We start from the raw sequence: 12,877 nt of genomic DNA, 5'->3' as shown, positions 1-12,877 counted from the left end.
GTCGCGTGTCGGCATCCCCTCTGGAGGCATCCTCTTGTTCAGCGCCATAGCGCGGGTCTTCCGTACACCCGACCTTCGTCGGAAGATCGCATTCACCCTGGCGATCATCGCCATCTATCGCTTCGGCGCGCACATCCCGGCGCCGTTCGTGGACTTCCCGAACGTGCAGTCCTGCCTCCGCCAGAGTGCGGGCACCGAGGGCCTGCTCTCGCTGGTCAACCTGTTCTCGGGTGGCGCGCTGCTGCAGCTGTCGATCTTCGCTCTCGGCGTCATGCCGTACATCACGGCGACGATCATCGTGCAGCTGCTGCGCGTGGTGATCCCGCACTTCGAGACCCTCTACAAGGAGGGCGCGGCCGGTCAGTCCCGTCTGACCCAGTACACGCGCTACCTGACCATCGCCCTGGCGCTGCTGCAGTCCACGACGCTGGTCACGGTCGCCCGCAGCGGGCAGCTGTTCGGCTCCACCGGCGTTCCCGAGTGCGAGCAGCTCCTCACCAACGACGTGTGGTGGGCGCAGCTGCTGATGATCATCACGATGACCGCCGGCACCGGCCTGATCATGTGGTTCGCCGAGCTCGTCACCGAGCGGGGCATCGGCAACGGCATGTCGCTGCTGATCTTCGTCTCGATCGCCGCGGCCTTCCCCGCGTCGATGTGGGGCATCGCCCAGTCGCGCGGCTTCGAGGTGTTCCTGCTCGTCCTGGCCGTCGGCATCCTGGTCGTCGCGCTGGTGGTGTTCGTCGAACAATCCCAGCGCCGCATCCCGGTGCAGTACGCCAAGCGCATGGTGGGCCGGCGCACCTACGGCGGAACGAACACGTACATCCCGATCAAGGTGAACATGGCCGGCGTCGTGCCCGTCATCTTCGCCTCGTCGCTGCTGTACATTCCTGCGCTGATCGCGCAGTTCAACCAGCCGCAGGCGGGCCAGGAGGCCCCCGCGTGGGTGGCGTGGATCGCGCAGTACCTCACCACCGGTGACAGCCCGCTGTACATGCTCGTGTACTTCCTGCTCATCGTCGGCTTCACCTACTTCTACGTCGCGATCACGTTCAACCCGGTCGAGGTCGCCGACAACATGAAGAAGTACGGCGGCTTCATCCCCGGCATCCGTGCCGGTCGTCCGACCGCCGAGTACCTGGACTACGTGCTGACCCGCATCACGCTCCCCGGCTCGCTGTACCTCGGCTTCATCGCCCTGCTGCCCCTGATCGCCCTCGCGGCGGTCGGCGCCAACCAGAACTTCCCGTTCGGCGGCGCCTCGATCCTGATCATCGTCGGCGTGGGCCTGGAGACGGTCAAGCAGATCGACGCCCAGCTGCAGCAGCGCCACTACGAAGGGCTCCTCCGATGACCGCGGCCGGATCGGCTCAGCAGCCCGGAGGCGCACGCCTCCTGATCGTCGGACCCCAGGGCTCCGGCAAGGGGACCCAGGGTGTGCGCATCGCGCAGGCGTTCGGCATCCCGGCCATCTCGACCGGCGACATGTTCCGCGCCGCGATCGCGAGCGGGTCGGAGCTGGGCACGCAGGTCACCGAGATCATCCAGGCGGGAAACCTCGTGCCGGACGAGCTGACCACCGCCGTGGTGCGCGACCGGCTCTCCCAGGCCGACGCGGCGCACGGGTTCCTGTTGGACGGCTACCCGCGCAACATCGGCCAGGTCGGCGACCTGGACGAGTTCCTCGGCGGTCGCGGTGAAGAGCTCGACGCCGTCATCGAGCTCGCCGTGCCCCGCGCGGAGAGCATCGAGCGGCTCACCCTGCGCGCGCAGGAGCAGGGACGCGACGACGACACCGAGCAGGTGATCGCCAACCGCCTGGCCATCTACGAGCGCGAGACCGCACCCATCCTCGAGGTCTACCGCGAGCGGGGCATCGTCGACCGGATCGACGGCGTCGGCTCGCTCGATGAGATCAGCGCCCGGATCATCGCCGCGCTCGAGCAGCGCGGACTGATCCGGACCGCCGCGGCCTGACGTGCGTCTCCCGTGACCCCGTCTCTGCCCGGCCGCCGCTCGATCTACAAATCGACCGCTCAGCTGCAGGCGATGATCGAGCCCGGCCTGATCACCGCGGCCGCGCTGGAGGCCATCCGGGCGCTGGTGGCCCCCGGGGTGACCACGCTGGAACTGGATGCCGCGGCATCCGCGGTCATCACCGCGCGCGGTGCGAAATCCAACTTCCAGATGGTGCGCGGCTATCGGCACACGATCTGCGCGTCGATCAACGAGCAGGTGGTGCACGGCATCCCGTCCGCGCGCGCCCTCGAGCCCGGTGACATCGTCTCGATCGACGCGGGTGCCGAGTACCGGGGCTGGAACGGCGACTCGGCCATCACGTTCGTCGTGCCGGACCCGACACGTCCGGAGCTGGTCGCGGAGCGCGAAGAGCTCTCCCGCGTGACCGAGGGCTCCCTGTGGGCCGGCATCGCCGCGCTGGCCACCGCACGCCACCTCGGCGAGGTCGGCGGCGCGGTGCAGGATTACATCGACGCGTCCGGCCACGGCTACGGCATCCTGCGCGAGTACGTCGGGCACGGGATCGGCCGCAAGATGCATGAGGCGCCGTCCGTGTTCAACTACCGTGTCGCCGACCCCGGCCCCGAGGTGAGACCCGGCCTGGCGGTCGCGATCGAGCCGATGGTCGTCATCGGCGATCAGGCGACCTTCGTCGAGGACGACGACTGGACCGTCTCGACTCTGGACGGCACAGCCGGTTCCCACTGGGAACATAGCGTCGCAGTGCATGATGGAGGCATCTGGGTGCTGACGGCACCCGACGGCGGTGCCGCCGGGCTGGCGCCGTTCGGGGTGACTCCCCGCGAGATCGGATAGGACACGCAAATGGCTGCTCCCGCGCGCAAGATGAACTGGTTCGCAATCGGGGTGACCGCGGTCGTCGTGGTGGTCCTGGTCGTCGTCGCGGTGATCGTCGTCCAGCTGAACAACAGCTCCGCCCCGGATGCCGGCCCCACCGTCACCCCGCAGGCGCCCAGCGTGGACGCCGAGACCGGCGCCATCGCCGTCGGCAGCGGAGAGCAGACGATGGACACCTACATCGACTTCATGTGCCCGGTCTGCAACCAGTTCGAGCAGCTCTACGGTGAGGCGATCCAGGGACTGGTCGCGGACGGCACGATCACCCTCAACATCCACCCGATCTCCATCCTGGACCGCCAGTCGCAGGGCACCCAGTACTCGACGCGGGCGGCGAACGCGATGTACTGCGTCGCGCTGACCCAGCCGGAGCTGTCGGTGCCGTTCATGCAGGCGATGTTCGCGAACCAGCCGGCCGAGGGGACGCCCGGGCTCACCGACGCGCAGATCCTGGAGGTCGCCTCCGGGGTGGGCGCATCCGGGATCGACGCCTGCGTGACCGAGGGCGAGTTCGCGACCTACGTCGCGGCGATGACCGAGAAGACCCCGGTCGCCCCGGGCGCGGCCGGCGTCGGCACGCCCACCATCGCGATCAACGGCGCGGTCATCGCGAACTCGACCCTGCCCGACCCGGCTCAGCTGGGCACGCTGTTCGAGTGAGCCCCGCGGCATCCGGTGCCCCAAGTTGCCGATAGGTCCTTTTATCACGTATGATTGACCCTTGGTGCGTTGCGCCTTCATCGGCGTGTCTCGACACCAAATCCCACCCAAACGCAGACCGACCAGTCTGCCAGGCGTTAGCGAGTGTATGGCGAAGAAAGACGGTGTCATCGAGATCGAGGGCGTGATCTCCGAGGCGCTTCCCAATGCGATGTTCCGCGTTGAGTTGAGCAACGGACACAAGGTGCTCGCCACGATTTCGGGCAAGATGCGGCAGAACTACATCCGCATCATTCCGGAGGACCGCGTGGTCGTGGAGCTCAGCCCCTACGACCTGACCCGCGGCCGTATTGTCTACCGCTACCGCTAGACCGGTCGAGAAGTAACGGCCCGAACGCCGGCGCTCCGCGCCGCGCGCGACGGTACGAAGACAGCGAACAGGAAAAAACATGAAGGTCAATCCCAGCGTCAAGCCCATCTGCGATCACTGCAAGGTGATCCGCCGTCACGGCGTCGTCATGGTCATCTGCAAGTCCAACCCGCGCCACAAGCAGCGCCAGGGTTGAGTCGAGTCGGATCACCGCCGTGAAACGGCGTTGATGCGACTCGGGTCAAGATCCAGTAGCGCGCGCAGCGCGCGTATCGAGATCTCGGCCACAGACACAACTCCATAAAGACTTCTCCTCCGTCTCGCTACGCGGCCGCGCCGCTGCCCGATGACCGGGGGAGGACCACAAGCAGATTCAGAACCTCCTCGGAGGGGACACCTCGGGCTGGAGGCCCGGGCACCGATTCTGCTCCACACCTCCATCACACTCCAGGAGAACCGCATGGCACGTCTTGCCGGCGTTGACATCCCGCGCGACAAGCGCGTGGTGATCGCCCTCACCTACATCTACGGCGTAGGCCCCAACCGCTCGAAGGACATCCTCGCAGCGACCGGGATCAGCCCTGACGTCCGCGTCAAGGACCTCACGGACGAGCAGCTGATCCAGCTGCGCGACCACATCGAGGGCAACTACAAGGTGGAGGGTGACCTCCGTCGCGAGGTCGCCGCCGACATCCGCCGCAAGGTCGAGATCGGCTCGTACCAGGGCATCCGCCACCGTCGCGGCCTGCCCGTCCACGGTCAGCGGACCAAGACCAACGCACGTACCCGCAAGGGCCCCAAGCGCACCGTCGCCGGCAAGAAGAAGGCGCGCTAGGCCGCCGCCTGCGCATCAGGATTCAGGAGAATCGCACATGGCTGCACCTAAGACCGCCGCGCGCAAGCCGCGTCGCAAGGAAAAGAAGAACATCGCACTGGGCCACGCCCACATCAAGTCGACGTTCAACAACACGATCGTCTCGATCACCGACCCGTCCGGCGCTGTCATCAGCTGGGCGTCCTCGGGCGGCGTGGGCTTCAAGGGCTCGCGCAAGTCGACTCCGTATGCCGCTGGCATGGCCGCCGAATCGGCCGCCCGCCAGGCGCAGGAGCACGGCGTCAAGAAGGTCGACGTCTTCGTGAAGGGTCCCGGCTCCGGCCGCGAGACCGCCATCCGTTCGCTTCAGGCCGCCGGCCTCGAGGTGGGTTCGATCAACGATGTGACGCCGCAGGCGCACAACGGCTGCCGCCCGCCCAAGCGCCGCCGCGTCTGAGACCCCTTCGCGCCGCGCGCGGTCTGCTCCACAGCCCCAGACGGTTGTCGAGCAGGCCGCGCAGCGGCCGTATCAGGTCACGGATGCCGCGGCACGTGGTTCACGGCATCCTCGAGAAAAACTCAACACAACTCATCACTGCAAGTGTCAAATAGCGGGCACTTAGCCGAAAGGAACACATAGTGCTTATTGCACAGCGTCCGACACTGACCGAGGAGAAGATCGGGGAGTTCCGCAGCCGGTTCATCATCGAACCCCTGGAACCCGGTTTCGGTTACACGATCGGCAACGCGCTGCGTCGCAGCCTGCTCTCTTCGATCCCCGGCGCAGCTGTCACCAGCATCCGTCTGGACGGCGTCCAGCACGAGTTCAGCACGATCCCCGGCGTGAAGGAAGACGTCACCGAGATCATCCTGAACATCAAGCAGCTCGTCGTCTCGAGCGAGCGCGACGAGCCCATCACCGCGTACCTGCGCAAGACGGGTGCCGGCGAGGTCACTGCCGCTGACATCTCGGCTCCGGCCGGCGTCGAGGTGCACAACCCCGAGCTGGTCATCGCCACCCTGAACGACACGGCGAAGTTCGAGCTCGAGCTGACGATCGAGCGTGGCCGCGGCTACGTCTCGGCCACCCAGAACCGCAACGAGTACGCCGAGTCGGGCCAGATCCCCATCGACTCGATCTACTCGCCCGTGCTCAAGGTCAGCTACCGCGTCGAGGCCACCCGTGCCGGCGAGCGCACCGACTTCGACAAGCTCGTGCTGGACGTCGAGACGAAGAACTCGATGGCACCGCGTGACGCCGTCGCTTCGGCCGGTCGCACCCTGACCGAGCTGTTCGGCCTGGCACGCGAGCTGAACGTCGAGGCCGAGGGCATCGAGATCGGCCCCGCGCCGGTCGAGACCGTCCTGTCCAACGAGCTGTCGATGCCGATCGAGGACCTCGACCTGTCCGTCCGGTCGTACAACTGCCTCAAGCGTGAAGGCATCAACACGGTCAGCGAACTGGTCGCCCTGTCGGAGACGCAGCTGATGAACATCCGCAACTTCGGTCAGAAGTCGGTCGACGAGGTGCGCGACAAGCTCGTCTCGCTCGGTCTGTCGCTGAAGGACTCGGTCCCCGGGTTCGACGGTGCACACTTCTACGGCGGCTACGACGACGAAACCGTCTGAGTCCCGGTTCCCCCGAATTCTGATCCTGGAGTAATGAAGAATGCCTAAGCCCACGAAGGGACCCCGCCTCGGAGGCGGACCCGCACACGAGCGCCTCATGCTGGCGAACCTCGCCGCGGCCCTGTTCACGCACAAGTCGATCAAGACGACCGAGACCAAGGCCAAGCGCCTGCGTCCCCTCGCCGAGCGACTGGTCACGTTCGCCAAGCGCGGCGACCTGCACGCGCGTCGTCGCGTGCTGTCGATCATCGGTGACAAGGAAGTCGTGCACGTCCTGTTCACCGAGATCGCGCCGCTGGTCGCCGACCGTGAGGGTGGCTACACCCGTATCACGAAGGTCGGAAACCGCAAGGGCGACAACGCCCCCATGGCCGTCATCGAGCTCGTCCTCGAGCCGGTGAACCCGAAGCCGAAGAGCGCGAAGAAGGCCGCTGCCGCCGCAGCTGCCGCGCCCGCTGCCGAATCGGCTCCCGCCGACGAGGTCGAGGCTGACGAGACCGTCACCGAGGCCGACGAGGCCGCCGAAGCCGCGGTCGAGATCGCCGCGGACGACGAAGCCGCCGAAGAAGCCGCGGTCACCGCCGAGGCTGCCGAGAAGGCCTAGCACTTCAGCTCTGCCAGCGAGACCCGCGTGCCTGCCGGCACGCGGGTCTCGCTGCGTTGCGGGGGGCGGGTGTGGTTGGCGCCGGCAGGTCGCGGGCGTGGGCGCATAACTCCTGCACTTTGGGTGTCTGTGGGGCGGCGGACGCGGAAGTTCCGGAACGGGCGCCGCGGCGGAGCAGGGGATGCAGGAGCTATGCGCCGCAGCCCGGTGGGGCGGCGCCGCCGGCAGGTCGCGGCCGGCGACGCATAACTCCTGCACTTTGGCTGTCTGAGGGGCGGCGGACGCGGAAGTTCCGGCCCGGCCGCCGCGGCGCAGCGGGGTGTGCAGGAGCTGTGCGCCGCGCAGCCCGGAGGCCCGGTGGCGTGTGCGCCGAACCACGCCTCCCCAGTCCCGCCTGAGCGGGAGTTCACCACAGGTGTCGGCACGGAACCCCCGCGGGACCGCGGCGGACTCCATTCTGCTGCTGTGGAAGCGGCTGCGATGGACGTCCTGCGGACGACGGTGTTCTCTCGCCTGGATCTGCTCCAGCTCGGCTACCGGCCGAAGCAGATCACCCGCGCGGTTCGCGACGGCACGCTGATCAGACTGCGACGCGATCACTACGTCGTCGCCGACGCGAACCGCGCGGTTGCGAGAGCCGTGCGGATCGGGGGACGGCTCACCTGCATCAGCGCCATCGCGCTGGCCGCACCCGAGGTCTTCGTGTTCGCCGCGCACCGCACGCACGTGCAGGTGCCTCGTGCCATGTCCCGATTGCGCATGCCTGACGACAGTCGGACGCGCTGGATGAGGGGGCAGGCGTCGGAAATCCGGCTGCACTGGTCGGACGCCACCGACCCTTCTTCGCCCGCGCACATGGTGTCTCTGCACGATGCCGTGCGCGAGATGGCGCGATGCTTGCCCACGCGCGAAGTCATCGCGACGATCGACAGCCTGCTGCACGTGCAGGTCATGACCATGCCGCAGGTGCGAGAGGCGTTCTCCGGGCTGCCCGCGCGCTGCATCGCCCTTCTGGAACAGGTCGACGGGAGGGCGGAATCCGGTCCAGAGACCTTGCAGCGGCTGATACTCCGGGAGCTGCCGATCTCGTTCGAGCCTCAGGTCTGGATACCCGGCGTAGGGCGCGTGGACTTCGTGGTCGACGGCTTCCTGATCCTCGAGTGCGACAGCAAGGCCCATCACGAGGGATGGGTGAAGCAGCGCGACGACCGGCGGCGGGATCTCGCCGCGGCGGAGCAGGGCTATGTCACACTCCGCGTACTTGCCGAGGACCTGCTGCACCACCCCGACCGCGTCGCATCCGCAATCCGCGGCCTTCTCGCCGCACGATCGGCCTGGTCATACCGCTGAGCCGCCTCCCGTGGCGGGCAGTGTGACCATCGGCGGCGCACAACTCCTGCAGACTCAGCGGCGCGCTGCGCGCCAGGGCTTGCGCGCCTGCGCGGGATGCACACGCGCAGCGACATTTGCAGGAGTTGTGGCCCTCGCGCGCCTCCGGCCGGATCGAAGACGCCCGCGCCGCCGAGTACGCTTGCGGGCGTGAGTGAGCCAGCGACCCGTCGACCCCTGTCCGAGCGGTTGGATGCCGGACCGCCCGCTCTGCCGCAGCATCCGGACGTCGTGTTCCGACCCGCCACCGTCGAGGACATCGATGCGGTGCATGCGGCGGTGGTGGCATCCGATCGGCTGGACCACCCCACGTGGGTGACCCCGCGCGAGGACATCGCCGACATCTTCGAGCTATCGCACGTCGATGTCGCCCGGGACACGCTGCTGGCCATCGCGCCCGACGGCACGGTGGTGGCCATGGGGTGGGCGATGGTGCATCCCACGCAGGATGCCGAGCTGCACGCGTACCTGCAGGGCACGGTGCACCCGGACTGGCGCAGGCGGGGGATCGGCACGCAGCTCATCGGGTGGCTCTACGCGCGGGCGAGCGAGATCCTCGCCAGCACGGGGCCCACTGCGGACGCGGCGATCTTCCAGTACGTCGATGAGGGCAACACGGATGCTGTGACCCTGGGCGAGCGGCTCGGCCTGCGCACCGAGCGGTGGTTCACGTCCATGCAGCGCGACCTGTCGGCGCAGGTCGATGCGCCGGCTGCCGCTGAGGGTATCGAGCTGGTCCCGTACACGGCCGATCGCTCCGCGGATGTGCTCGCGGCTCGCAACGATGCCTTCCGCGACCACTGGGGAAGCCTGCCCAGCACGCCGGAGCGGTGGGAGCAGTTCGTGGGCGGGCCGTTCCTGCGTCCGGACCTGTCCACGCTCGCCCTCGCCGAGGGACAGGTGGTGGCGTTCTGCCTGGCGTCGGTGAACGAGGAGGACTGGGCGGCGCTCGGCGCCCCGAACACCTACATCGACCTCATCGGGGTCGTGCGGGACTACCGGGGCCGCGGGCTGGCGCCGGCGGTGATCGCGCGGACGCTCGAGGCGGCGAAGGCCGCCGGGCTCGAGCAGGCCGTGCTGGACGTGGACACCGCGAGCAAGACCGGCGCGCACCGGCTGTACGAACGCCTCGGCTTCCGGCCGACGCAGCGGCAGGCGGCGCTGGTCCGGCGCTTCTAGCGCGGGGGCCGGGTCTCTCGGGCCGCCGCGGCGCGGACCGCGGGCCGCGCGAGGATCCGGGCTACTCCGGCACCCGCACCTCGCTGTGATGCAGCCGCCGGTATGCGCGCATCTCGACCTGGTACGCGGCATCGGCGCGCGCCTGCTCAGCCTCGGCGACCGCGGTGGCGACGGTGTCGGCGAAGACCCGGGCGCCGGCATCCCCCGGGTGGATCTCGTCCCCGGCGAGCAGGTCGGTGTGACCGGCGATCGCGGCCGACCAGTCCGCGACGAACACGCCGGGGTGGGAGGCGGCGAAGGCGGCGAGGTCCGCGTTGACGCCGGGGATCCAGTCGCGCGGCGCGAACGCGTTCACGAGCACGAGCGTGCGGTCGGGACCGACGATCTGCGCCATCTGCTCCATCGCCTCCGCGTTCAGCGGTCCGTTGGTCCCGAGTGCGACGACCACGTACGAGCGCAGCTGACCACTGTCGGACAGCGCCTGCAGGATGCCGGGACCCGCCCACGTGGACCGCGACACCGCGGCGTCCACGGTGATCCCCGCGAACCGCTCGAGCAGCCCGGCGGCGGAGGCCAGCATCACCGAGTCGCCGACCGCGGTGATCTCGTCGCCGGCGACCGGGGTGGGGGAGGGCGTCGGCAGCACGCGTTGCCCGGAGGTCGCGGCAGGCGGCGCCTGCGGCTGCGCAGGCACAGCGGACGCGGCAGGCGCCGGGTTCACGGCGGCATCGAGCGCCTCGCGACCGGCCTGGACCGCGGACTGCGCGGAGGACACGTCCGGCGCTGCGGCGATCGCGGCGGAGGTCCCGCCGACCAGCAGCACGGTCACCGCGACGCTCGCGATGGCGCGTACGCGCGCTGTGGGCGATCCGAGCAGGCGGGCGCTCCTGCGCGCGAGTGACCCCCGGAACCCGTACCGCCGCACCGGCGTCTCCAGAACGCGGTACGACAGCTCGGCGGTGGCCAGGGTCAGACCGAGCGCGACGCCGCCGATCCATTCCGGGACGCCGGCGTCCGGGCTGGTGCGCTGGATGCCGGCGACCAGCAGCACGAGCAGCGGCCAGTGCCACAGGTAGATGCCGTACGAACGGTCGCCGATCCAGCGCAGCGGCTGCCCGTCGATCACGGGCCCGAAGGTCGAGCCCGGCCACACCCCCGCGACGATGGCGATCCCGCTCAGGATGCTGGCAGCGGCGATCGTGCCCGGAAACGTCACGGCGGTGAACGTCGGAGGCAGCAGCGCGAGGGCGACGAGTCCGGCCAGGGCTACGCTGCCGGTCAGTCCGGTCGCGACCCGCACTCGGCGGGAGCCGGTCGCAGCGGGGGTCGAGTCGGCCTGGCGCGCCCGTGCCAGCATCCGCTGGAGCAGGAACGCCAGCGCGATGCCCAGCAGGACGCCGAACGCGTGTGTGTCGGTGCCGAAGTACGCGCGGGTCACGTCCGTTCCCGAGGACACCACGACCCCCATCCAGACAGCGGATGCCGCGGCCAGGGCCAGCACGGCCGCCGCACGCCCCCACGCCCGGGGCAGCAGCAGGAACAGCGGGAGCAGCAGCGGCCACAGCAGGTAGAACTGCTCCTCGACGGCGAGGGACCAGAAGTTGCGGAACAGCTCGGGCGTCGCGGCCGAGAAGTATCCGGTCCCCTCGGCGATGGAGACCCAGTTGTAGCTGAAGGTCGCCGCGCCCAGCACCTGCTCGCCGAGGCGCACCAGGACATCGCCGCCGACGAGCCAGGCCGCGGTGGCGCACACCGTGACCACGGCCGCCAGCGCCGGAATCAGGCGCCGCGCCCGGCGCTGCCAGAACGCGCGCAATCCGATGCGTCCGGTGGCGGTCTGCTCGCGCAGCAGGAGCGTCGTGATCAGGAAGCCGCTGATCACGAAGAACACATCGACGCCGATGAAGCCGCCCTGCACCACCGACGCGGGGAACAGATGGTAGATGACGACGAGGGTCACCGCGATGGCGCGCATGCCGTCGAGGCCTGCGTATCGGGCGGGGGAGCGAGGGAGGGTGTGCGAGGTCATCAACTTCCAGGGATGGCAGCCCTCAGTCTAAAAGGCGGGTGCGACACCGCCGGGCCGCCGCGCGCTGCGGTCGGCGCGTCCGCGGAGTTGCTGTCCTCGGGCAGGCCGGGGGTTGCCAGAGCCTTCGGCAGGCCGGGGCCTGCGGCGGAGGCGCTGTCCTCCGGCAGCCGGGCGATGCCGGTGCCTTCGGCAGCCGGGCGATGCCGGTGCCTCCGGCAGGCCGGGCGATGCCGGTGCCTTCGGCAGCCGGGCGATGCCGGAGGCACCGGTGGTCAGCTCCGCTCCACTGCGCCCAGCCGGGTCCGGTAAGCTCTGGCCCACGCATCAGCGTTGCGGCGTCCGACTGAAAGGCCCGCATGACCACCGCTGAATCATCCCCCCGGAAGCTGCCCGCCACCCGCCGCGCCCGCGCGCGACTCGTGCTCGCGGTGTACGCCGTCACCCTCGCGCTCATCGCGCTCTGGCCGGTCCCGGTCGACGGCGGCGCCGGTCCGCTGCTGCGCACGATCACCCGGGTGTTCCCGGCTCTGACCTACGCGCGCATCGAGTTCTCCGCGAACATCCTGCTGTTCGTCCCGCTCGGCGTGCTCCTCATGCTCATCCTGCGCCGCCGCTACCTGATCCTCCCGATCGCGATCGTCGTCACCGTCGCGATCGAGTGCGCTCAGGGGCTGCTCCTGGACAAGCGCACGCCGAGCACCCTCGACATCATCGCCAACACCGCCGGTGCGTGCATCGGGATGCTGATCGTGGCGTTCGTGGAATACCGCCGAGCGCTTCCCCCGCGTCGTCCGGCCGCTCGGATGCCGCAACCCGACAGCGCGACGGATGCCTGGGCCACCGTGGGCTTCGTCCCCCCGCACGTCCCGCCGCTGCCGCTCGTGCCCCCGCGGCCTCCGCGGCCGTCGGGGAGCGCGGCGCTCGCCGCATCGCAGCGGGGCCAGGGCGACGGCATCCGGTCGGTCGGGACCGCTAGTGCGTCGGCGGCCGGGGCGTTGGAGTCGGGGGAGGGCGTCGGTGCGACTGCTGCTGCGTCGGAGTCGGCGGGGGGTGTCGGGCCGAGCGCTGGTGCATCGGAGTCGGCGAGGGGTGTCGGGCCGAGCGCTGGTGCCTCGGCGTCGGCGTCGGACGTCGGCACGAGCGCTGCTGCATCGGAGTCGGCGGGGGTCGGCATCCCGTCCGTGGGCATTCCGCCGAAGCCGCCGCTGCCCAGCGACGTCCCGCGATAGCCGGTCGTCGATTCCGGGGCGCTCTCCTCCCCGACTCCGGCCCTCCCTCCCATGCCCACCCTCCCGTTTCGTGTCCCACTGGTTGTTGCTTGGA

14 protein-coding genes are annotated in these 12,877 nt (G+C 69.5%); 13 read left to right on the top strand and 1 reads right to left on the bottom strand.

From position 1 onward, the window contains the following. The first annotated feature begins 34 nt into the window (after positions 1-34). From secY to QNO12_RS14195, 12 genes are all read left to right on the top strand, one after another. The gene (gene secY / locus QNO12_RS14250) at positions 35-1,357 is read left to right on the top strand and encodes a preprotein translocase subunit SecY (protein WP_257501505.1); all 1,323 of its coding nucleotides are present in this window, start codon (positions 35-37) and stop codon (positions 1,355-1,357) included. Further along, a complete protein-coding gene (locus QNO12_RS14245; RefSeq protein WP_257501506.1) occupies positions 1,354-1,980 on the top strand; it encodes an adenylate kinase in 627 nt (208 codons plus the stop codon). Before secY ends, QNO12_RS14245 begins: the two co-directional genes overlap by 4 nt. A 24-nt stretch (positions 1,981-2,004) precedes the next feature. Continuing rightward, positions 2,005-2,838 carry a type I methionyl aminopeptidase gene (map, locus tag QNO12_RS14240; protein ID WP_257501673.1) on the top strand — a complete coding sequence of 278 codons (834 nt, stop codon included), beginning with the start codon at positions 2,005-2,007 and terminating at the stop codon, positions 2,836-2,838. A gap of 9 nt (positions 2,839-2,847) precedes the next feature. Then, complete coding sequence (locus tag QNO12_RS14235; protein WP_257501507.1) at positions 2,848-3,540, top strand: DsbA family protein; 693 nt, start codon at positions 2,848-2,850, stop codon at positions 3,538-3,540. Between the two features lie 148 nt (positions 3,541-3,688). Then, positions 3,689-3,910, top strand: a complete 222-nt coding sequence (gene infA, locus QNO12_RS14230; RefSeq protein WP_017201569.1) for a translation initiation factor IF-1 — start codon at positions 3,689-3,691, stop codon at positions 3,908-3,910. 79 nt (positions 3,911-3,989) lie between these two features. Next, a complete protein-coding gene (gene rpmJ / locus QNO12_RS14225) occupies positions 3,990-4,106 on the top strand; it encodes a 50S ribosomal protein L36 (protein WP_056224002.1) in 117 nt (38 codons plus the stop codon). Between the two features lie 264 nt (positions 4,107-4,370). Continuing rightward, positions 4,371-4,745 (top strand): 30S ribosomal protein S13, encoded by a 375-nt coding sequence (gene rpsM / locus QNO12_RS14220; RefSeq protein ID WP_257501508.1) that lies wholly within the window; start codon positions 4,371-4,373, stop codon positions 4,743-4,745. A 37-nt stretch (positions 4,746-4,782) separates the two neighbouring features. Beyond that, entirely contained in the window at positions 4,783-5,181 is a 399-nt protein-coding gene (rpsK, locus tag QNO12_RS14215) for a 30S ribosomal protein S11 (protein WP_257501509.1), read from the top strand. A 182-nt stretch (positions 5,182-5,363) separates the two neighbouring features. Next, positions 5,364-6,353 carry a DNA-directed RNA polymerase subunit alpha gene (locus tag QNO12_RS14210; RefSeq protein WP_257501510.1) on the top strand — a complete coding sequence of 330 codons (990 nt, stop codon included), beginning with the start codon at positions 5,364-5,366 and terminating at the stop codon, positions 6,351-6,353. 40 nt (positions 6,354-6,393) lie between these two features. Further along, complete coding sequence (rplQ, locus tag QNO12_RS14205) at positions 6,394-6,957, top strand: 50S ribosomal protein L17 (protein ID WP_257501511.1); 564 nt, start codon at positions 6,394-6,396, stop codon at positions 6,955-6,957. Between the two features lie 465 nt (positions 6,958-7,422). Further along, positions 7,423-8,307, top strand: coding sequence for an endonuclease domain-containing protein (locus tag QNO12_RS14200; RefSeq protein ID WP_257501512.1), 885 nt, complete (start codon positions 7,423-7,425; stop codon positions 8,305-8,307). A 189-nt stretch (positions 8,308-8,496) separates the two neighbouring features. Next, positions 8,497-9,525 carry a GNAT family N-acetyltransferase gene (locus QNO12_RS14195; protein WP_257501513.1) on the top strand — a complete coding sequence of 343 codons (1,029 nt, stop codon included), beginning with the start codon at positions 8,497-8,499 and terminating at the stop codon, positions 9,523-9,525. 61 nt (positions 9,526-9,586) lie between these two features. Here the strand turns inward: QNO12_RS14195 and QNO12_RS14190 are convergent, their stop codons facing one another. Continuing rightward, complete coding sequence (locus QNO12_RS14190) at positions 9,587-11,554, bottom strand: acyltransferase family protein (RefSeq protein ID WP_257501514.1); 1,968 nt, start codon at positions 11,552-11,554, stop codon at positions 9,587-9,589. Positions 11,555-11,910: 356 nt separating this feature from the next. Between QNO12_RS14190 and QNO12_RS14185 the strand changes: the two genes are divergently transcribed. Beyond that, the gene (locus tag QNO12_RS14185) at positions 11,911-12,783 is read left to right on the top strand and encodes a VanZ family protein (protein WP_257501515.1); all 873 of its coding nucleotides are present in this window, start codon (positions 11,911-11,913) and stop codon (positions 12,781-12,783) included. The last annotated feature ends 94 nt before the right edge of the window (positions 12,784-12,877 follow it).

Origin of the sequence: Microbacterium sp. zg-B185 (assembly GCF_030246885.1) — a bacterium.
Lineage (GTDB): Bacteria > Actinomycetota > Actinomycetes > Actinomycetales > Microbacteriaceae > Microbacterium.
This window is presented reverse-complemented; position numbering and strand designations above follow the sequence as displayed.